This is a genomic window from Nitrospirae bacterium YQR-1, assembly GCA_039908095.1.
In the GTDB taxonomy this organism is placed as follows: Bacteria; Nitrospirota; Thermodesulfovibrionia; order Thermodesulfovibrionales; family Magnetobacteriaceae; genus Magnetomonas.
In genome coordinates, this window is sequence record JAMOBJ010000017.1 from 52049 (window position 1) to 73454 (window position 21406).

Genomic DNA, 21406 nt, shown 5'->3' on the forward strand with positions numbered 1-21406 from the left:
CTGTAAAATCTTCTATGAATTGTAGTTGATTCCGCCTGTTTTTTACAATCGGCTTTGCGTCAACTAAAAATATTTTTAAAAATTGACCTTACCCTATTGACAAAATGAAATTTATGTGTTATTGTAGTCTCACTACGTGTTGTGTCGAATTCGGTTATGGGTAACCGTTTTTTGCCGGGCAAAATTTGGAGGTTAAAATGAAAAGAGCTGGGATTTTACTATCTATAGTCTTATGCATTGTGTCTATGCCGTTTATATCGGCAGTAAGTGCAGAGGCTAAAACATTTAAAGCATCATGGTACGGGAAAAGGCACTATGGCAGAAAAACTGCATCAGGTCAGATTTTCCAAAAAAATAAACGTACTGCCGCCCACAAAACTCTCCCTTTTGGAGCGGTTGTTAAGGTGACAAATATTTCAAATGGTGAGTCAACAGAGGTTGTTATAAATGACAGAGGTCCAAGGGGCAGAAAAAAAGAGATCGACCTCTCATATCTTGCCGCTAAAGATATTGGGCTGATCAGGATGGGCATTGCCCACGTAAAACTTGAGGTTGCCTTATTTGATGGTACATATATCAATCTCGCAGCTCTCACCAAAAAACATGTGTTAGCCTTTGTAGATACGAACAGGGAAATCATTGCTGACGATGATATCCTTGATGATACCGTGGCCGCAACTCAAAAACCTGAGCATGAGACCGAAGTGGTTGAAACCGGTAAAATGGCTGTTGACTGACTTCACATCTGTAAGTGTTGTACGCTGTGCTCAAATACTTCAGGGTATATCCGTAAGTGTTTATTTTACAAGTAATATCCGTACAAAGATAAAACAGACATCTATATTATGTTAGCTTTTTTGTATGCTCATACCACGACTTTGTTGGTTTGGGGAATCCACAAAGTGTATATATGTTTTCAGAGATTTTCTGTGCTGTAAAAGGCTTAAGCACTACACTGTGGCACATGTGAGTTCTTATAAGCTCTATTATCTGCTCCTGTGTTACATCACCGGAGTCTATCAGCAATATTTTTACTTTATCATATTTCTTGCGTATCTCAGGCAGCGAGTCTGTTAGAAGCACCTCATTTACCCTGCTTTCTATTATGGCCATACAGCATTCTTGTTGCATAGAAAAGACCTGCATGAGTTGTTCCACATTTTTAACATACCGTATGTCAGCTATCTTTTCAAAACCCTTCAGGGAAAAACTCATCATAGGCATAGTACCTTTATTTACCAATAAGGCTATTGTTTTCATCGTCACTCCTTTTATGTATCAATTTCATTTACATCGTGTCTTTTACCAAACTTATGACGTAAAACCTCCACTATTGCGGGCATAATTGATAAGATAATTATTACAAAGATAACGATTGTGAAATTTCTCTTAACAACAGGGATGTTACCGAAAAAATACCCTCCGGAGATAAACAAGAATATCCACAGTAAACCACCTGAGATATTGAATATGGTGAATTTTGTGAAGTGCATATTACCAACGCCTGCAACAAATGGGGCAAATGTTCTTATTATTGGTACAAATCTGGCGATAACAATAGTTTTAGAGCCGTATTTTTCATAAAAAAGTTGAGTTCTGACCAAATGTTTTTTATTAAAAAAAATAGAATCTTCCCTCTTGAACACTTTAGGACCCAGATACCTGCCAATCCAGTAGTTCGTATTATCCCCTAAAATGGCGGCAAAAAACAGGATAATCCCTAATTTTACAGGATTTAGGCTGCCAAGGGCTGATATAGCGCCGGTTGCAAAAAGCAGAGAGTCGCCGGGTAAAAATGGAGTTACCACAAGGCCTGTCTCACAAAACACGATTGTAAAGAGCACAGCATACGTCCACTGCCCATAGGTAGCAGTCAGCTCCACCAGATGCTTATCCAGATGCATCAGTATTTCCAGGGCTTTAAATAAATATTCCATCAGTACCGTTGTTATGATAACATTAAGTTGTCCGCTTTAGCGATGATTTTTTCATGCTGTACGTAAAATAAACAATCAACCCTATAAACAGCCAGATAATCATTCTGTACCATGTGCCCAAAGGTAATCCTGCCATCAGGTAAAAGCACGAAATTATGCCCCCTACAGGGATAACCGGTCCCCATGGAACACGGAATGTGCGTTTAATGTCCGCACGGGTATATTTAAGTATCAACACGCCGAAGCAGACTATAAGAAAAGCTAAGAGAGTACCAATACTCACAAGTTCACTGACCACCTCCATGGGCAGCAGGGCAGCTGCTAAAGAGGCGGCAGCCCCCACTATTATGGTTGACACGTGCGGCGTTCTGTACTTTGTATGAATGAGTGAAAATACGGAAGGAAGCAGGTTATCGTTTGCCATGCAATAAAAAATGCGGGTTTGCCCAAGGACAAGGACAAGGATAACTGAGGTAAGTCCGGCTATTGCCCCAATCTTAATCAGGGGAGACAGAAACATTAGCCCCATGGCGTCAGTGGCTGTTGCTATGGGGGCGGAGCCTCCCAGCTTTGAATAATGTACAACGCCTGTCATGACAAGGGAGACAGATATGTAGAGGAATGTGCAAATAACAAGACTGCCTAATATGCCCACAGGTAATGTTTTTTGAGGATTTTTAGCCTCTGACGCAGCAGTCGATACGGTGTCAAAGCCGATATATGCAAAAAAACACAGCCCTGCCGCCCTTAATATGCCGCTTAGCCCAAAGGAGCCGAAGGTCCCCGTGTTTTGTGGAATAAACGGATGCCAAAGCTCAGGTTTTATATAAAACACCCCTGTTGCAATAAATACAAGAAGGATTACAACCTTTATTACTACAATAGCGGTATTGGCGCGGGATGAGACCCTTATGCCTACCAGTAAGAGGATGGTTATTGCCAATATTACGGCAATAGCCGGCAAATTAAAGAGATTTCCGGTCAATTGCCAACTTTGCGACACTGTATTATAACTAATGGGAGCAGCGCTTAATTTTTCAGGAAAGTTAATACCCATGTTTTTGAGAAAACTGACAACATACCCTGACCAGCCGATTGCTACGGTAGTTGCCCCGAGAAAGTACTCAAGGATGAGGTCCCAGCCGATAATCCATGCAATAAACTCCCCCATCGAAGCATACGCATACGTATATGCGCTACCGGCAATTGGTATCATTGAGGCCAGCTCGGCATAGCATAAACCGGCAAAACCACAGGCAACAAGAGCCAGTAAAAAAGACAACGATACGGCAGGACCGGCAAACTCGGCGGCAGCATGTCCGGTCAGCACAAAAATCCCCGCACCCACTATTGCTCCCACACCCAGAGAAACAAGGTCAAAGGAGTTTAGCTCTCTTTTAAGCCCTGAACCCTCATTAAATGCCCCTGACAGAAGCGCATCTATATCCTTTTTAAAAAAGAGTTTTGTTAACATGTCAACCTCAACTTATGATAAAACTGTATTCATAAGCAAATCTGCACTTATGATAGCATATTTACAGAAAAAACTATATACCGGTTATGGCTGTTTTATTTTTAGATATGTGTATAACCCGAAAACTTTTTATGTTATAATAGAATATGCAGTTAGCTTCTAAAATTTTTATAAATAAAAGGGGTGAATCCTATGGCGGAAAAACTATTTAAGAGTATTTGCCAGTCAATAAAAGAGCTGCACCAGCAGGAGACTTCCGTACATACAGTACATCAGATATTGTTTTCGTTGAAGGAGGCGTTAGGGGCGCATGCAGCAGCGCTTGTGCAAAAGAACCCTCAGAGCGGTTATCTTGAAATTAAGAGCAGATATAATTTCTCGGCTCATTACACACACTCGTATAAAAGAGCCACAGGGAAGTTGGCACTCAGCAAGATATTTCTTACCGATACGTTTCTGGTTATTAAAAAAACAGATCCTGCAGATATTTATGAAGATGTGCGTATGGAGACAGACTATGCCGTGGCAACTTTGGTAAGGCTTGAGTCTGAGGACAGGCCGCTGGGGTTCATAGTAGTATATTTTGAGAATGATATTGAAATTACTGAACAGATAAAGGATTTTTTGGTTGCCGTTGCAGATATCTGTTCGGAATCAATAAGAAGAGAACGGCTGTTGTTACATCTTAATGAGCTCAGGCGGGTAGAGCCAAAATCAGGACTTCTTTACTATCACTACTTCTACCAGAAGCTGATTGAGGAGTATAACAAAAGTAAGAGGACAAAGACTCCGCTTAGTATTTGTATAATAGATATGAATAATTTCAAAGAAGTGATGGCTGTTTATGGCCCTGATACAGCCGATGAGCTTTATCATGAGCTGGGTGATGAGCTCAGGAGTTCTGTCAGGGGGATAGACATCCTTGGAAGGTATGGTACTGATGAGATTATTCTTTACATGCCAAATACGTCATTAGAAAATGCAGATATTGTTATAACCCGGTTTGTGGAAAAAATACGTACTAACCGCTTTACAATAAAGCAGCTGCAAACAACAGTATCAATAGGAGCAGCTCAGCTTAAGGAAAATGAAAAGCTTGAGGACCTCCTGTCTCATGCAAAGGCGGCATTGTATAATGCGAGAGTTACGGGCAAGGGCATAGTAAAGAGCTCTGAGTGATACATTGGCCGGGTAATTATGGGGTACATATGTGTGTATGCTCTGTTTTTTACAGAGGTGTGATGCAGAGGTGTGTTTTAACGCTTTAGCATAGGGTTACCAAGAGGGAGGAGATGAAAGTACTGATAGCAGAGGATGATTTTACGAGCAGGCAGTTTCTTCAGAAGCTGCTTGGCACATATGGGCGGTGTGATGTGGTGATAAACGGCAGGGAGGCTATAGATGCCCATGCAATTGCCTTAGAGATGAATGAACCGTATGACCTCATTTGTCTTGATATAATGATGCCCGAGGTTGACGGAATGGAAGCCCTTAAGGCAATACGAATTAAGGAGAGAGCCTTAAATATTAGTTTGCAGCAAGAGGTGAAGATAATTATGACAACAGCCTTAGACTCGCCGCGGGACTTTATTGAGGCGCATTACAGCGGCGGTTGTACGGATTATCTTGTTAAACCGATTGATACTAAGAAACTTCTGAAACTTCTTGGTAATTACGGTTTTATTACTAAGTAAACAATGGTGATAGCATGATGCCGGGTGTGCGGATAATAATATAAGAGAGTCTGCACAATATGGCAACAGCATCTGTAATAATAGACGGATATAATCTAACCGGTACGATTGCCCAAAATCTTGAGAAAATAAGAGAGCGGCTCATTGATGATCTTTGTGCGTATAACAGATTAAAACGCCATGATTTAATGGTTGTCTTTGATGGTTACAAAAGTAATTTACATCAGTCATGGGGAAGCCGTGATGGTATAGAGGTTGTTTATTCAGGGCACGGTGAGGACGCCGACACTCTGATAAAGCGTATAATTAAAACCACCCAAAAACACTACATTGTGGTTAGCACAGACAAAGACCTTGCGGCATTTGTGTGGGCTAACAATTGTGTACCGGTACGAGCTGAGGTATTTATCCGAAAAATGAAGCAGGCACTGCACAGTGGGAAGGCGGTGAGCTCAGGCGATGATATTTATGATAGCATAACCTTTAACGATGAGTATGACAAGAGAGCATTAAAGAGTAAGAAGGGTAACTCTGTAACATTGTCAAAAAAGGAAAAAATCATAAGAAGTGCTGTGGATAAGCTGTAGTAAGCACATCGGATGGATATTAAGTATGTTAAAACTAAGCAGGGAGTATCGTTCAATGTAAGGGTTACGCCGAGGGTCTCAGTGAGTGGGGTCTGTGGTGTTATCGAGGGTAGTTTGAAGGTTAAACTAACATCTGCCCCTGTTGAGGGTAAGGCAAATAAAGAGCTTTTGGAGGTTCTGTATGATTATTTTTCTAAAACACTGCCTGATATAAAAAAGAGAGACATAAAGATACTTAAAGGGAAGACGTCCAAAACCAAGGTAGTTGAGATATCCGGTGTTTTTGAGCTTTGATGCCAACAAAGTTAGACGATTGAAGGCTACTTGGTATAACTTTCGACTATTTCTTTGTGTCTGAAACAGCTGGTTTGGTGGTCGTTGACAATCCCTGTTGCCTGCATGAAAGCGTAGCAGATGGTTGTTCCAAAGAAGGTGAATCCGCGTTTTTTCATATTACGGCTTATAGTGTCTGAGAGCTCAGTCTTTGCAGGTATTTCATCGAATGTCTTGTAATAGTTGACAATGGGTTTATCGTTAACAAATTCCCAAAGGTATGAGCTGAAGCTGCCGAATTCTTCCTGAACCTTTAAAAATGCGGCAGCGTTATTTATAGTTGAAAGGATTTTCATCCGGTTTCTTATAATGCCGGGGTCATTAAGCAGAGTTTTTATTTTATCCTCTTTATAACCGGCAACTATGGAGGGGGCAAAGCAGTCAAAAGCGGCTTTATAAGAGTCACGTCTCTTTAGAATGGTAATCCAGCTTAACCCTGCCTGTGCGCCCTCAAGAGTAATCATCTCAAACAAAGTGGTGTCATCATGGACCGGCACGCCCCACTGCTCGTTGTGGTAGCTAAGGCAGAGGCTGTTGTCACTATCAACCCAACTGCATACCTCTTTCATGAACAAACTCCTTATCAATTATATGTGTCGTGGTTACAAGTTTCAATTTATTAATAGTTCCATGTGGCATTTTCTTTTCTATTGACTGTTTTCTTAACTAAAAAAATGAGTTCTTTCTTAATTTGGGCGACATAACATGTTTTTAATATATTTGGTGATGTTATTATTTTCATTGCTTTCACATTCCGTTGGTAACAATAATGACAGTCCGTAAAAATATACTATCATAATATGGATTGTAATATCAAAAAGAAAAGACTTGCGACATCTGAAAAATCAGGTTTCAGCAATATGACAATCAGCTTACCGTTGTGCCATGCTGAAAGATTCTTTACTTTTTGCAGCATACAATGATAAGATGTCGTGGTATATATTGTTGGATTGTCTGTATCTTCTGCATTTACTCTTAAATAGAAGCACGGTGTCTATGAGATGAACAATGATTTCATTATTATGGGGGGCGCATGCAACGCAGCAGCTCATTGATAGACAATATAGGTGACATTGGTACTGAAAACAGTAAATTGACGGTTTTTTTATGCTTATTCCCTGTAATTATTTGTTATATATATATATGGTATTTTGGAGTAAACACACCATGTTGGGACGAGTGGACGGAGTTTTACCGGATTGATTTGTTTTTAACGGGTAAACACACGTTCTCAGGTCTTTTTGAGCAACATAACGAACACAGGACTGTCACCCAAAGAGTTACTATGATTTTATTGGCTATACTTACTTCCTATAACACAAAAATTGAGATGGCATTTAATCAGATAGCAATGGTGTTGACGGTGTGGATATTGTTTGTTGAGTTTAAGAGATTATTTGGACCGAAATTCAGTCTTGTCTTCTTTGTCCCTGTCCCATATCTGGCTTTCAGCCTCAGACAATATGACAACATATTATATGCCATACAGAGTGTAGCATACTACCCTGTTTTCTTTGGAGTACTCACTTTTTACTTTATTTCAAGGATTTCTAATTTTGAAACTACGATTAGAAAATCCTTAAGATTTTTTTTTGCAAATGCCGCTGCATTCACAGCTTCATTTTCATTTTCCTCCGGGCTGCTGGTGTGGCCGGCAGGATTCTTTCAGATACTTATTTCAGGTATGCAAAAGAAAACGAAGTTTTTTTTGCTGTTTATATGGTTAGTTACAGGCTTCGCCACTTTTTGGCTATACTTCTACGATTACCGGAAACCTTTTTATCAACACCCTGTTGCCGACAGTCTGTTGAAATATCCTTTATATACGTTTAAATACATATTTTACCTGACCGGCAACACTCTATATTCCGGTCTATTTATTAATCTAATTACCGGTGTTTTTATCGTGTTTGCTGCTTTTTTGTTATTTCCCGCCATATTCAGGAGTGATTTCCAAAAATATTCTTTTTGGTCAGGCACTTTGTTCTATTCTTTTGCTACAATATTTCTGATTGCAGTTGGACGTACCGCCCTGGATTTTAATTATATTTTGCCGAAAAGATACTCTACATACGGAATTGTGGGGCCTATAAGCCTTTATGTGATGTATCTGGGTGTCATATCTCTGGAGTCTCACAGAATCTCAAAAAAATACGCATATATTCTGAAAGTTGTCTTCGGTGTTTTTTTATTGCTTTTGTGTTCAAGTATTGTCAGTTCTTTTGAGGAAGGATATATTGGAGGGCAATATATAAGATACGAAAGGGAAAAGATTGCCTACTACGTTTACACTTATAAAACACAGCCTGATGAAAACCTCATGCGTGTTTTTCCTGGTCCTGATATTGTCAGGCAATATGCCCCTATTTTAGAGAAGAGAAAATACAGTGTATTTTCACGTCCATATTTACCACCTTTAAATGAGCTCACAGGTTTGAGTGCCTCAACCATCGGCTTTTGCACACTTAATGGGGTATTGGTTACTGATAATAACCAGCTTTTTACGATAGATGATAAACATCAATATATAAAAATAGATGGCTGGGCTGTTGATAATATAGAAAAAGATATTGCCGGTGGTGTTTATATTAAAATAGATGATAAGTTATTTCCTGCCTTCTATGGCATAAGCAGAACTGATGTTGCCGAGCATTTCATGATGCATAAATACAGATATATTGGTTTTGAGGTGAATATACCTGTTTCATTAATTGAAAAGGGGGTCCACAAATTATCTGTTATAGTTTTAACAAAAAACAGAAAGCACTATTTTATCCCAAACACTGAAATTACCGTTAACCGTGTGTAATTCCAATTCTAATTCAAAAGTATAACGAGGCGGCAAGGAACAAGCGACGCCTCCCCTTACAGGGGATTCCCCTTTTAGGGGAGACGCCCCGGAGCTTGTGACGAAGCCAACAAAGTTAGACAAATGAATTAGAATTGGAATAAGGTGTTTAGAGATTATAACAGAGTTGTTTCCTTTACTAAATTACTTTCTTGATTGCAACATGGTATTACTTATCTGTATCGGATTTTAATCCAAGAATGCTTAGATAAAAACTTGAAAGTATAATAAGAATTCCTACTGTCAGAGTGGTGACGGCAGGTATGGTGATACGCATCATCAGGGCGGAGTCTAATCTCCCAAAAGACGTCTTTTCCCACAGTGAGACCGCATATAAAGTAGCAGCAAGCCCTGAGGCTGTAAGCAGTGTTCCCAACATTATACCTTTTTCAAGAGAGAAGGACTTAACAGCCCGTATAAACCGGTCGTTGTCAGGAATGAGCTTTGCATTTATAGCAAACACTTTGGAAAAGACAGAAAAGACAACTGACTGTACACCTATTACTATGGAAGCGGAAGCATAAAGCATGGTATGAATATCAAGGTAGGCGCCCAAAAAAGGCAGTGGTCCCTTCATAAGCAATATACTTATGACTGTGCCAAATAAAACCATAAAAATCCCGGGATAAAGAAAAAGCCACCTTGGGCTGAAAATAAGCAAGAACCTGAGATATCGCCAACCGTCACGAAAACTCCTCAGGTGCGGCGCTCTTGACCTTCCGTCGGGAGATAGAGTTGTGGGCACCTCCGCCAATTTAAGTTTAAACAGTGTTGCTTTTACAACCATTTCACTGGCAAACTCCATCCCGGGTGTCTGGAGGTTTAATTTTTCGATTGACTCCTTTTTGAAACCACGGAGACCACATTGAAAATCCTCAATAGGACTGTGGAAGAACAACCGCCCCAGACCACTAAGAAAAGGATTTCCAAAGTACCTGTGAAGCGGAGGCATGGCACCTTTTTTTATGCCGCCCTTGAACCTGTTACCCATTACCAGCTCATAACCCTCACGAAGTTTTTCAATAAACGGTTCAAGATTTGTAAAATCGTAGCTATCATCACAATCACCCATTATTACATACTTTCCCCTGGCATGTGCAATCCCACCCATAAGTGCGCTTCCATAGCCACGGTCTTTTATCTCAACCACCTGTGCTCCCAAACTTCCGGCTATTTCCTTTGAACCGTCTGTGCTGCCGTTATCGGCCACCAGCACTTCAGCGTCAATGCCGGTTCTTTTTATAAATCCCATAGCCTTTTCCACGCACGTTCCAACGGTTTCAGCCTCATTGAGGCACGGCATAAGTATCGTAAGTTCGACCTGAGAGTTCATGTGCGCCTCGCTATTGCCACAAGGGATTGCCCCACAGGGGGTTTTATAATCTCCTCTACTTTAGATATCAACGGTATCAGGGCGTTCATTATATGAAAGTTATCATCACTATGTGTTTTTTGCCTCAGAATCCGTCCCTTTATAAACCAGCCCACAGCTCCCGGAAAGTTGAAATAGTGCATTTTAAGTATTTCCAGCGGATGAGGTAAAAGGATTTTTTTTAGAGAGCTCTTTGTATATCTCCTGTAGTGATAGCCAAAAGTGTCAAGCGTGCCGAAAAGAAACTGAAATGCCGGTACTAATATACATAAAGTTCCCCCGGTGGTGAGTACTGCGCAAGCACTCTCAATTACTTTTTCGTCATTTTCCACATGTTCCAGAAGATTAAAGCATAAAATGGTATCAGGGTTAAGTGTCTTTAACGCCTTAATACCGGCCTCGCTGGTTATGTCATGGTGCAGGAATTTCATGTTTGGTGTGTCTTTATATGTAGTTTTTAACTCTCCTATAAACTCGGAATTACTGTCAACTCCGGCGTATAGGTCTTTATCTGACATTAAACCGGCAAAATTGCCGTATCCGCAACCTATATCGGCTATACGTTTTCCCACGTAACCGTCAAATTGTTTTAACTGAAGGGCGAAATATGGTTGAGCGAGCATACTCCACCGCTTGTAGAATTCTATGTGAGTCTCTTCCATATTATGCTATATCCTCTTGTAGTATAGCTGAAGGATTTGGAAAAATCAACAACCTAACACCTGAGTAAACAAGTTTTTTTAGACAATTACCCGATTTCCCCGCTTTGTATTTCAACATTTACCGCTGCGCCTCTGCAAACAACTGATACCCTCCCCACGGCAGGCAAACTTTAAATATGGAATAGACAGTGTCGGCAAGTATTCTCTGTTTCCACGTATAGGGTTTTTCAGACATGAATGATTCTGTCATTTTATTCGGAGAGATGTTAATTGCGTGCTTGTACATGTTAAAAAATGGAAACCCCCAGCATTGGATATTCCGTACCCTTAACCCTGCCTTTTCAATAGCATCCTGAATCATTTTAGCACTAAAGTGTACAGTGTGTCCTACTCTGCGGTCTATTTCAAACACAGGCCCGCAGGGGACAGTGATAATGAGCTCTCCCGCCGTCATCTCAGACAATCTTCTTATGGAGTCCTTGTAATCGCTACAGTGTTCCACCACCTCCATACATGTTACAACATCAAACTTCTGAGGTAGAGTCTCATCGTTGAGGTTAAGCCGGTAAAACTCCATGTCTTTAAATCTCTTGCGGTTACTTTCTATAACGTAGGGGGATATATCGGCCCCGGCAAGCGCTACATCACCTATCAGGTCTCTTACATCTTTTAAAAATTCACCATTTCCACATCCCACATCCAACAGAGATTTAATCGATTTTTTTTTAAGCATGGAGATGATTTTGTTTCGTCTCATTCTTGGCGCCGGTGAATAATAGTGCATATCATTCCAGCCCTTCCAAAGCTCATCATAAAAGGTGTGGTCTTTTGCATCTAACATTGGAATATGTGTCTCCTGTTTGTACATTGAAGTACTTTTTTTAGCATAACGGTGGCTTCAGCCTTATTTTTATTGATATCAGTGGTGTAAATGTGTTTATTAATGTCCCCTTCACAACATATCCTATAACCATATAGTTAATATAAACGGAGTTAAAAAGTCAATAATAATTCTTTGAGTGTATAGTAGGATTCTTGACCACAGTGCAGAATTTAAGTAAAATGGAGTTGTGAAATCTGATTGGTACCTGAGAGTTAAAGACGGCTCTTTTGATGTTCCGGCATGGCTTCATATGTTATTTCTCTTTGTTCTGACTACAGTAGTTACAAGCCACTATTCGATGCTTGGAATTGACGACCACCATGATTCAGTGATGTTTAAGCCTGCACTGGATATTATCGAGGGTAAAGTATTATATAAAGAGACGTTTAGCCTCTACGGTACATTAACGGTTTTGATGCAAGCTCTTGCGCTGTATGTATTTGGCGGCAAATTAGTAGTGTTAAAACTGTTTACTGCCGTTTTTTATGGTTTTATTGTAGTGCTGTTATGGAAGGTATGGTCAGGGTTTTTGCCAAAGGCGTTAAATACACTGTCATGTTTGATGTGGCTTTTTTTAGGGCCTGGTTTCATAATGGTCTTTCCGCCCTGGTCGTCTGTATATGCTGAGTTTACTTTGCTGGCCACCCTCATTTTTATAATATTATATTTAGAGGCAACACAAAAGCGATGGATTTTTTTAATAACGGCAGGGATTTGTACAAGTTTAACATTTTGGTTTAAGCAGCCTGCCGGTATTTATCTGGTAATAGCCGCGGCTGCTTTTATTGTATTTGACTGCTATCTTAAGAAGTATAATTTATTAAGTTGTTTGTCAAATCTGTCATTATTTTTTTCCGGCCATATGATTCCGGATTTATTGGTTTTTCTCTGGTTATTCAGTAACGGTACTGTTACAGACTGGTGGCTGCAATCTGTTTATCATAATTACCTGATTGGCAAAGGCATGGCGGATAGGTGGACAGGTTTTCCATTAAAAGGAATGGTTAACAGCTTATTTACTATTACTGATTTTGTACTTTCAGGTACAAGTTTTATATTTTCCACAGCAAATTCACCAGGCAGGTACGACAGGTTTACATGGCTATTTTTTCCTGCAATTGCATTGTTTATATTCATTAATGAATTGTTAAGTTTAAGGAAAACTCCATATGGCAAATCTGCCGATAAACTATTTGCAGTTTTGTTCATTTGTTTTGCCTCATGGATGCATTACTATCCAATGGCCGGCTCCCACCACTGTTATTGGGGCGCTACTCCGATGATGGGGTTAAGTATTTTTTTCTTTACCGGATATATTAATAAAACAGCTGACGGAGTTAATTCAAAACTTAAGATTTTCAGAGTCTTATTGACCTTGTTTTTTATTTTCACTATTTCTCAAAGTCTGTATTATCGGATTAGTTCCGGCATAGAAAAATCGTTTATGACTGATTACTCAACTGTAACTACCCCGGAGGTACTGAAATATATGAAAGTATCTCCGCTTGAAAAAAAGCAACTGGAGGAGACAGACTCACTTTTGAAGCGTTACACTAAGGGGAAGGAACATCCTTACTTATTGGCTGAGGGTGGTGGTCAGTTAATTCCGGCATTTATAAAAAATAACAGAAATTTCCACCCTGTTTACTTTGACTCTCACGTTTTTTTTATAGAAAAGGTATATCCACAAAGAAAAAATGATTTATATAACTTTATTCGTGAACAAAAACCTTTGTTATATACAACTGCCGTGGTATATATGCCTGAGGGGTATTGCCCTGTAAAACGATTTACCAATAACAACCGCGGCAAGATAACCGGTTACCTTTTTGTCCCTTATAAGCCCTTTGACAAGGAGGTTTTTGAAGTTGTAAAACAAGAAATAAATGGTGTCAATAAGGTTTTTATCAAACATAACAATGATAAAACTAATTTAAGCAGTGTATATATTAGTTATAACAACATAGCTACAGGTATTAGTTCAGCGTATATTGACCAAACAAAATTAACGTTATTTCTTAATAATAAATTGATTCCATTTAACTATGGTGATTTAGACCTGAATCTCTCTGAAGGAGATATTCTTGAAGTACAATATGACGGCACACCGGGAAATCCGTTTGATATTACATTTTGTACAGAATCCGGTTATTATTCAAGAGTAGCTATTTCCCGCTAAATTTCAGGTTTGAATTCATAAACCTTGTTTCTGCCCTCTTCCTTTGCTTTATAGAGCATCGAATCGGCATACTTTACACATTGCCAAAACTTATCAGCGTGCTTAGGGTACTCACTAACGCCGATGCTTACTGTTTTTTTAAGTACCCCTCCGGAAATTTCTATAGTTTCAGCCTGTACTTTCAGTCTTATCTTTTCAGCCAATGCAAAAGATATTCCTGGTGTAGCATCCACTAAGAGAACCAGAAATTCCTCTCCCCCGTACCTTATCACAATATCGGAGCCTCTTAGTGTGGTTTTTATGAGTGCTGCAATCTTTTTAAGCACCTGGTCTCCCGTGTCGTGGCCATAGTTGTCATTGACCTGTTTAAAGAAATCTATGTCAATCATTAAGATGCCAAGCAGGGTGTTTCTTCTGAGGGTTTGCAGGCAAAGGTTGACGTTAACCTCATCGAGGTATCGTCTGTTGTACAGGCCGGTCAGTTGGTCAACAATGGACTGTTCTCTGAGAAGCTCCATAAATATCTTTGCCTCCAGCACCGGCTCTCCCTCCTTCAGATAGCTCTTAATGTAAGGCAGCACACCTGCGACCTCCTCAACTCTGTCATTGTCGTAAACAATCTGCAACACGTTGCCAACCTGCCCCCCTATATAGACCGGTATGCAGAAATGACTTTTTTGTAGTTTTGTGCTATGGGGGAAATGTGGGCAAATAACCGGAAAATCCCTTGAATCCACCATGTTTCCAGTTCTGTTGGCGCGGCACTCCTGTGCATCGGCAAAGATTATTTCGTTACACCACAAGCTGCGTCTGTCTTCCTCTGCGTCCTGCCTGATTACTGTAACAGAAGTCGCTACAGTGATTAGTAAATTTTTTTGCTGTTTGATTTCATGGATTGAGTACTCTTTTATTCCAAATTCATTAAGAATTTGCTCAAGCCGTGTGAATATCTCTGATTTTTTGATGTCCTTTTCAATAGTTCTTTTAAAATTATATATTTTAATAAGCATATCAACTGTTTTAGACGTATCTTTTAAGGCATTCCCTGTGCCTGCCACCTGGTAGCCTATCAGCAGGGACACCTTATGGCTTATTGAAGAGAGAGTTTTAGAGAGGTTTTCCACCATAGTGTTAAAACCACCGGCAACATCCCCTGCCTCATCCATTAACCGCGCTGCGACCCTTTCTCCGAAATCCCCGTCCTGAGCCCGTTCAAACCCTGATTTCAGTCTTTTAAACAGCGCTGTATAGGGCTTAAAAAAAACGTAAATTATGTAGAGGGTACCAAAAGAGAAAATTAGGGAAACCGCCATCATGTATGTCATGGTGGAGATGCCCTCTTTCCGCAGGCTTGTTAAGTCCATAACAATGCTGACAGCGCCAAGGACGTCTCCCACATTGGCTCTGTGGCAGTCCATACATTTAATCTGCTCAACCGCAGTGGCCTTGTAGGGAATTATGAGCCTGTACAAAACACTTGAGGAATCCTCGCTTAGCTGTGATTTTACCTCACCGGTCTCCATGACTTCCTTTTCTATAGAACTTAAGGCAGGGCTCTCGTACCCTGAGTAGCCGAATTGTTCACTGACGGACTTTCCTCTTATAATTTTGATTTCTTTAAGGCCGCGTGCATACCTTATCCTCTCAATAAAGACCTCCCTCTTGTCATACACGCCCAGAACCATAAAAGACGTTATCGTATCTCTGATTAACTCAGCTACCGATAAGGCTTTCTCTTTAGCTGTATCAAGGCTTAACGCACGAAAACTCACAAACACTATCCCCTGCACCACTATGGAAAGAAGCACAAAAGAGATTACTATTCTGATGAGGAGTTTAGTCTTAATTGACTTTATTGGTTTCAAGTGTGATTACTCATTAATTCTATAAGCATTTTTTATTCCACCCTTTATTTAAATCTAAAAACCATAATAAACATTGTAACATAAGTACATATTTTTTTGCTTAATTTGTAAATGTTGATGATGCAGCTGTCGCATGATATTCAAATGGGCATACTTCCGAGGGATTTTTCAGTTAATGGAAATGTCGAAATACATGCTTTTATAAGTCCGTCAAAAGAGGTTGGGGGTGATTTCTACGATTTTCATTTTATAACCGAAAATCTGTTGTGTTTTACCATTGGGGACGTATCGGACAAGGGGGTGCCGGCGGCTTTGTTTATGATGATGGTTAAGACACTGTTTCGTGCTCTTTCAAAAAAACACACAAGCCCTGCAAACATGTTAAAAGCTATAAATGGTGAAATAGCGGAGGACAATAAGACAATGATGTTTGTAACCATGTTTGTGGGCGTGATGGATGTGAAAACCGGTGTGCTTATATACGGCAGCGGCGGACATAATCCTCCGTTTATTCTGACGGGAAACGGTGAGGCGGTTGAGTTGGAAACAGATATGGGGCCGGCTCTTGGGCTTATGAATAGTGCTGAATTTAAGGAGAGCACCGTAGCGCTGCAAAGGGGCCACATCATCTTTACCTACACAGACGGTGTGGATGAGGCTAAGGATGAGGATGGAAAGATGTTTACATTAAGACGGCTTAAGGACTCTTTATGCAAGTCTCCTCTTGTGTCATTGGAGGTGCTGTGTGACGGAGTGCTGGCAGAGCTCAGGGAATTTACAGGGGAGGCTCCGCAGTCTGACGATATAACAATTTTGTCTGTAAGATACCTTGGCGGTAATGGTTGAGATGGAAGAGACACTGCACGGCGATTGCCATAACCTAACAGTTTCCGCTGTGGCGGAGAGCATACCCGCCATTTTGAAATTTACCAAAAATATTTTAATTACTATGGGTTTTGACAAGCATGGTATATTTGATGTGCAGACGGCAGTGGATGAGGCATGTATAAATATAATAAACCATGGATATGAAAAAGGACAAAACGGAACAATTGATATTAAGGTTAAAAAGACGGAAGCTGGTTTTGTGATTGTAATACAAAGCCGTGGTAAGCCCTTTTCACCGGAGAGTGTAGTGCAACCGGATTTAACATCGTCTGTGTCTGAAAGAAGGGTTGGGGGACTTGGCGTGTATTTTATAAACCAGCTTATGGATAAGGTCAGCTATGAGTGTGAGGATGGGTTAAATACGCTTACGATGAGAAAGTACAGAAATTCTGATAAACTACAATAAGAAGGGGGAAACCATGAAATTTGATGCAAAAAAAGACAAGGAAGGAAACCTCACTTTTGAATTTAAGAAAGAACACGGGGCACTGGTGATAACTATGACAGGCAGTATGGACAGCCTGAGCGCCTCGGAATTTGCCAAAGTAATTGATGAAAAGCTAAATTCCGGAGAGAACATTTTTATTGTGAATCTTAATTCCCTTGACCACCTCAGCAGCGCCGGTTTGAGAAACATCGTAATAATTCTTAAAAAGCTGGATACGATCGGTAAAAAAATCTGTTTTGTTTCATCAAACGATGATGTTAACCGGATATTTAAAATGGCGGGGCTCTATAACAGCCTCATCAAAATATTCGATTCAGAGGAAGCCGCCTTTGATGCATGTAAATGAAGGATTGCTTGTTTAGGAATAAGGAATAATACAAGGTTGCAGTCTCAAAGAGTAACGAGGCGATGCTTGTTGCCAGCCGCCTGCGTTTACTTTTGAATTAGAATTGGAATAAACACAATTTGACTCTTTTTTTAATTGATTTTTATTTTTACTTTATGTATAATTTCTGTACTCATTATGAAAGGTTGCTCCACAAGGCTTAAAGTAAACAGTTTAACAAATTATAAGAAATTAAAGGAGGAATAATATGTTTCAAAACATGAAAACAGGCACACGACTTGGTCTTGCTTTTGGTATCATCGTGGTTTTGCTTTTGGTGATAGCGATAGTAGGCATAAGCAAACTCGAGAATCTTAACGATGAGATGTCCAAAATTGTTAATGTGGAATATCCTAAGGTAGCTATTTGCAACAACTTGCTTGGTAGTATAAATCAGATAGCTCGTTCTATGCGTAATATGCTGATATTGGAAAAAAAGGAAGAGATACAGAAGGAGCTGGACAAAGTTCAGGATGCAAGAAAAAAGATAGTGGCGGAATTAGACAGAATTACCCCGTTGGTTAAGAGTGAAGCGGGCAAGGCCGGGCTGAAAGCCATAATGGATGCAAGAGCGGCATATGTTACAGGGCAGGATGAGTTTATGAAACTTGCTGCAGATGGTAAACAGGCTGAGGCAAGGGAGTTACTCTTAACGAAGGTACGGGCACAACAGCTTGCCTATTTCGATGCCATTGAGAAACTAAAAAAACATCAGGAAGAGGGAATGGAGAAGAAAGCTAAGGCAGCCGATGAAGGTTATAAATCCGCCAACACATTAATCATATCTTTGTCTGTAACAGCCATAGTTCTTGCTGTAATTATCGCCCTTTGGATTACTATGACGATATTAAAGCAATTGGGAGGCGAGCCCCACTACATCATGGGTATAGCTGAAAGTGTGGCCAACGGGGACCTTACAATCAGGTTTGACTCAACAAAGAAAGAAACCGGCATACTGCTTGCAATGAAAACAATGCTTGAAAAACTAAAAAGCATAGTGGCGGAGGTCAGACAGTCGGCGGATTTGGTAAGCAGCGGCAGTGTGGAGTTAAGCTCAAGCGCCCAGCAGCTTTCCGAGGGTGCTACAGAGCAGGCGGCTGCGGTAGAGGAGGCGTCATCTTCTATGGAGCAAATGGCTTCCAACATAAAGCAAAATGCCGACAACTCCCTGCAGACGGAGCGTATATCTTCTAAGGCCTCAATAGATGCGGCAGAGGGTGGAAAGGCCGTAGGTGAGGCTGTCCATGCAATGAAACAAATAGCTGATAAGATTTCAATAATAGAGGAGATAGCTCGTCAGACAAACCTCCTTGCCCTCAATGCTGCAATAGAGGCCGCAAGGGCAGGTGAGCACGGCAAAGGTTTTGCTGTTGTGGCCTCAGAGGTGAGAAAACTGGCCGAACGCAGCCAAAAAGCAGCAGGGGAGATAAGCCAGCTATCTGCCTCAAGTGTCAACATAGCGGAGGAGGCCGGGCAGATGCTTACCAAACTTGTACCGGATATTCAGAAGACTGCCGAACTGGTGCAGGAGATAACAGCGGCAAGTAATGAGCAAAACACCGGCGCCGAACAGATAAACAAGGCCATTCAGCAACTGGATCAGGTAATTCAACAAAACGCATCAGCCTCGGAGGAGATGGCGTCAACGTCTGAGGAGCTTTCATCACAGGCGGAGCAGCTGCAAAACGCAATATCTTTCTTTAGAACCGGCACAGAGGGAACTTCCACCGCAAAAAAATCCAGGCCCAATGTCGTTGCCAAACGTAAACCGGTGGCCGCCGCCCCGCAGCGTCTGACTCATGAGCCACGGGCTGCCAAAACCACTGCAAGAGCCGACTCGATTGACCTCGGTGACACACACAGAGGGGTTTCCGATGACTCCGAGTTTGAAAAATATTAAGCCGCATGGAGGTAAAACATGGCAGTAGCATCAGTTACTGAAACAACACAGTATTTAACGTTTAACCTTGATGATGAGGTGTTTGCCCTTGATATTTCCAAAGTGCGCGAGGTTCTTGAATTTACATCTGTTACAAAGGTTCCCAAAATGCCGCAATACATTATAGGAGTTATCAATATCAGAGGCAACGTAGTGCCTGTTGTTGATATGCGTATAAAGTTTGGTATGACCGAGGGTGAGAAGACCGTAAACACCTGTGTCATAATAGTGGAGGTATCGGTCAACGGCGAAACTATAATTCTTGGTGCACTTGTTGATTCTGTACAGGAGGTTATAGAGCTTGAACCGGAGAGTATCGAACCTGCGCCCAGTATCGGCGTTAAACTGGATACCGAGTTTATTAAAGGGATGGGCAAAAGGGATGAGGTGTTTATTATAATTCTGGATATAGATAGGATATTTTTAGCACATGATATGGAGGCTATGACTGCAATTTAGAGATACAGGAGACGGAATTACTCCCACGTTGGAGTGAATTTGCAGACTGCTCCAACGGAGGGAGTTTTATTGCCGTAAAAACGGGATGAAAAAGAGTTTGAAAAACTGGTTTCCCGCTCGGTGGCGGGAATAAAAGAGGAGAGAACTAACACCTTTTACCAAGTAGCAGTCAAAAGAGTAACGAGGCGGCAAGGAGAAAGCGACACCTCCCCTCATAGGGGAATCCCCTTTTTAGGGGAGACGTCAAGGAGCTTTCGACGAAGCCAACAAAGTTAATCGAATGAATGCAACTTGGTATTTAAGGAGCTTCGCAGTATTGGGAACACAGTACAAGTCATTAAAAGCAGAGGATATAGAATTTATAAAATCACAAAAAGTGTTTTTTGCGGCCTCTTGCAGCGGCAAAGAGGTAAATCTTTCGCCAAAGGGGTATGATTGCCTTAGAGTCTTAGATTCCAACACTTTGCTATATATGGATTATCCCGGAAGCGGAGACAGAACAGCAAGGGATATAAAAAATGACGGACAGTTAACCTTGATGTTTATCTCTTTTACAGAGAGGGCAAAAATCCTCAGACTATTTTGTAAGGGTGAGTTAATAGAAAAAAGCAGCAACGTGTTTTCAGAGGCCGCCGGTAATTTTAGTGAAACCATCCACGGTGCCGTCAGAAGATTTATTAGGTATTCTATATATGCGGTGGAGTCAACTTGTGGAATGTCTGTGCCGTTTATGCACTATGAGGGTGAAAGGGACGGCCTTAGAGACTGGGCTGTCAAAAAATCAATAGATAACACAATAGATAAGTATATAAAGGATCACGAGGTGCCTCCAAAATTATGATTTTGCCGAAATGTTTGTATGGAACAAGGAGAGACATAACCGCTCTCTTTTGGACACTTTCATTTTGCTAAGAACCGGACATTTTCACTTTGCTACTATATTATAAAATTTTTCTGTTGACTAAAAAAAATAAATATGTTACACTTGCACTTAATAAAGGTGAAATTGTTGTCGGAGTGTTTTTATTTGTCTTCCGAAATAAGCGCTGAGTGTATATAAGCAGGTTTTGTGCTGTTACGGTTTTGTATAATGTTGGTTTACTTTATTTATGACTGAACATAATCTATAGTATCTCTTGGAGGTCTATAATGTATATTGTGATGATAGCCTCGGAATGCGCACCTGTATCTAAGGTAGGAGGGCTTGCCGATGTCGTTGACGGTTTAAGTTGCGAACTTCTTAGGAAGGGCCATAACGTGGAAATAATCTTACCCTATTATGATTGCATGAACCATTCGCTTGTTGAAAATCTTCAGGGTAATCCGATAGAATTTCCTGTACAATTTAAGGGCAAACAGATTTCCTGTAGTGTTTACAAAGGCATGGTCCACGGGAACTTGTGTTATTTTGTTAAATCACACTCTGAGGAAAAGTATTTTGACAAGGGTAAAT

The 21406-nt window shown here is 40.7% G+C and carries 21 protein-coding genes and 2 pseudogenes; 15 read left to right on the forward strand and 8 right to left on the reverse strand.

What is annotated here, in order from left to right; translation table 11 throughout:
* Positions 1-197: 197 nt before the first annotated feature.
* Positions 198-737, forward strand: a complete 540-nt coding sequence (locus H7844_09535; GenBank protein MEO5357524.1) for a septal ring lytic transglycosylase RlpA family protein — start codon at positions 198-200, stop codon at positions 735-737.
* A gap of 106 nt (positions 738-843) precedes the next feature.
* On the opposite strand, the gene H7844_09540 is transcribed toward H7844_09535, so the two are convergent.
* The 3 genes from H7844_09540 to H7844_09550 are packed head-to-tail and all read right to left on the reverse strand — an operon-like array spanning position 844 to position 3411.
* Entirely contained in the window at positions 844-1260 is a 417-nt protein-coding gene (locus tag H7844_09540) for a hypothetical protein (GenBank protein MEO5357525.1), read from the reverse strand.
* A gap of 11 nt (positions 1261-1271) precedes the next feature.
* Positions 1272-1937 carry a DedA family protein gene (locus H7844_09545; GenBank protein MEO5357526.1) on the reverse strand — a complete coding sequence of 222 codons (666 nt, stop codon included), beginning with the start codon at positions 1935-1937 and terminating at the stop codon, positions 1272-1274.
* 22 nt (positions 1938-1959) lie between these two features.
* Positions 1960-3411, reverse strand: a complete 1452-nt coding sequence (locus H7844_09550; protein MEO5357527.1) for an amino acid permease — start codon at positions 3409-3411, stop codon at positions 1960-1962.
* 192 nt (positions 3412-3603) lie between these two features.
* Here H7844_09550 and H7844_09555 point away from each other — a divergent pair, with 192 nt between their 5' ends.
* From H7844_09555 to H7844_09570, 4 genes are all read left to right on the forward strand, one after another.
* Positions 3604-4590 (forward strand): GGDEF domain-containing protein, encoded by a 987-nt coding sequence (locus H7844_09555; GenBank protein ID MEO5357528.1) that lies wholly within the window; start codon positions 3604-3606, stop codon positions 4588-4590.
* A gap of 113 nt (positions 4591-4703) precedes the next feature.
* Positions 4704-5105, forward strand: coding sequence for a response regulator (locus tag H7844_09560; GenBank protein MEO5357529.1), 402 nt, complete (start codon positions 4704-4706; stop codon positions 5103-5105).
* 59 nt (positions 5106-5164) lie between these two features.
* Positions 5165-5692, forward strand: a complete 528-nt coding sequence (locus H7844_09565; GenBank protein MEO5357530.1) for an NYN domain-containing protein — start codon at positions 5165-5167, stop codon at positions 5690-5692.
* Between the two features lie 12 nt (positions 5693-5704).
* A complete protein-coding gene (locus tag H7844_09570) occupies positions 5705-5986 on the forward strand; it encodes a DUF167 domain-containing protein (protein ID MEO5357531.1) in 282 nt (93 codons plus the stop codon).
* A 26-nt stretch (positions 5987-6012) separates the two neighbouring features.
* Here H7844_09570 and H7844_09575 read toward each other — a convergent pair whose 3' ends face one another.
* On the reverse strand, positions 6013-6594 hold the full coding sequence (locus H7844_09575) for a DNA-3-methyladenine glycosylase I (protein ID MEO5357532.1): 582 nt from the start codon (positions 6592-6594) through the stop codon (positions 6013-6015).
* A gap of 464 nt (positions 6595-7058) precedes the next feature.
* Between H7844_09575 and H7844_09580 the strand changes: the two genes are divergently transcribed.
* Positions 7059-8834, forward strand: coding sequence for a hypothetical protein (locus tag H7844_09580; GenBank protein MEO5357533.1), 1776 nt, complete (start codon positions 7059-7061; stop codon positions 8832-8834).
* 208 nt (positions 8835-9042) lie between these two features.
* On the opposite strand, the gene H7844_09585 is transcribed toward H7844_09580, so the two are convergent.
* From H7844_09585 to H7844_09595, 3 genes are all read right to left on the reverse strand, one after another.
* Positions 9043-10206 carry a glycosyltransferase family 2 protein gene (locus tag H7844_09585; protein ID MEO5357534.1) on the reverse strand — a complete coding sequence of 388 codons (1164 nt, stop codon included), beginning with the start codon at positions 10204-10206 and terminating at the stop codon, positions 9043-9045.
* A complete protein-coding gene (locus H7844_09590) occupies positions 10203-10907 on the reverse strand; it encodes a class I SAM-dependent methyltransferase (protein MEO5357535.1) in 705 nt (234 codons plus the stop codon). Before H7844_09590 ends, H7844_09585 begins: the two co-directional genes overlap by 4 nt.
* 118 nt (positions 10908-11025) lie before the next feature.
* Positions 11026-11748: a class I SAM-dependent methyltransferase gene (locus H7844_09595; protein MEO5357536.1), complete on the reverse strand. Its 723-nt coding sequence runs from the start codon at positions 11746-11748 to the stop codon at positions 11026-11028.
* A 229-nt stretch (positions 11749-11977) separates the two neighbouring features.
* Between H7844_09595 and H7844_09600 the strand changes: the two genes are divergently transcribed.
* The gene (locus H7844_09600; GenBank protein MEO5357537.1) at positions 11978-13969 is read left to right on the forward strand and encodes a hypothetical protein; all 1992 of its coding nucleotides are present in this window, start codon (positions 11978-11980) and stop codon (positions 13967-13969) included.
* Here H7844_09600 and H7844_09605 read toward each other — a convergent pair.
* A complete protein-coding gene (locus H7844_09605; GenBank protein MEO5357538.1) occupies positions 13966-15834 on the reverse strand; it encodes a diguanylate cyclase in 1869 nt (622 codons plus the stop codon). The two genes, H7844_09600 and H7844_09605, sit on opposite strands and share 4 nt — an antisense overlap.
* 144 nt (positions 15835-15978) lie before the next feature.
* Here H7844_09605 and H7844_09610 point away from each other — a divergent pair, with 144 nt between their 5' ends.
* The 8 genes and pseudogenes from H7844_09610 to H7844_09645 all read left to right on the forward strand — a co-directional run.
* On the forward strand, positions 15979-16680 hold the full coding sequence (locus H7844_09610) for a serine/threonine-protein phosphatase (protein ID MEO5357539.1): 702 nt from the start codon (positions 15979-15981) through the stop codon (positions 16678-16680).
* A gap of 1 nt (position 16681) precedes the next feature.
* A complete protein-coding gene (locus H7844_09615; protein ID MEO5357540.1) occupies positions 16682-17128 on the forward strand; it encodes an ATP-binding protein in 447 nt (148 codons plus the stop codon).
* Between the two features lie 13 nt (positions 17129-17141).
* Positions 17142-17516, forward strand: a complete 375-nt coding sequence (locus H7844_09620; GenBank protein MEO5357541.1) for an STAS domain-containing protein — start codon at positions 17142-17144, stop codon at positions 17514-17516.
* A gap of 259 nt (positions 17517-17775) precedes the next feature.
* Positions 17776-18249, forward strand: a pseudogene (locus H7844_09625) (MCP four helix bundle domain-containing protein).
* A gap of 186 nt (positions 18250-18435) precedes the next feature.
* Positions 18436-19260 (forward strand): annotated as a pseudogene (locus H7844_09630) (methyl-accepting chemotaxis protein).
* Positions 19261-19473: 213 nt separating this feature from the next.
* Positions 19474-19953: a chemotaxis protein CheW gene (locus H7844_09635; GenBank protein ID MEO5357542.1), complete on the forward strand. Its 480-nt coding sequence runs from the start codon at positions 19474-19476 to the stop codon at positions 19951-19953.
* A 316-nt stretch (positions 19954-20269) separates the two neighbouring features.
* Positions 20270-20794 carry a pyridoxamine 5'-phosphate oxidase family protein gene (locus H7844_09640; GenBank protein ID MEO5357543.1) on the forward strand — a complete coding sequence of 175 codons (525 nt, stop codon included), beginning with the start codon at positions 20270-20272 and terminating at the stop codon, positions 20792-20794.
* Between the two features lie 308 nt (positions 20795-21102).
* Positions 21103-21406, forward strand: a 304-nt coding sequence (locus H7844_09645; protein MEO5357544.1) for a glycogen/starch synthase, incomplete at its 3' end; no start/stop codon positions are given.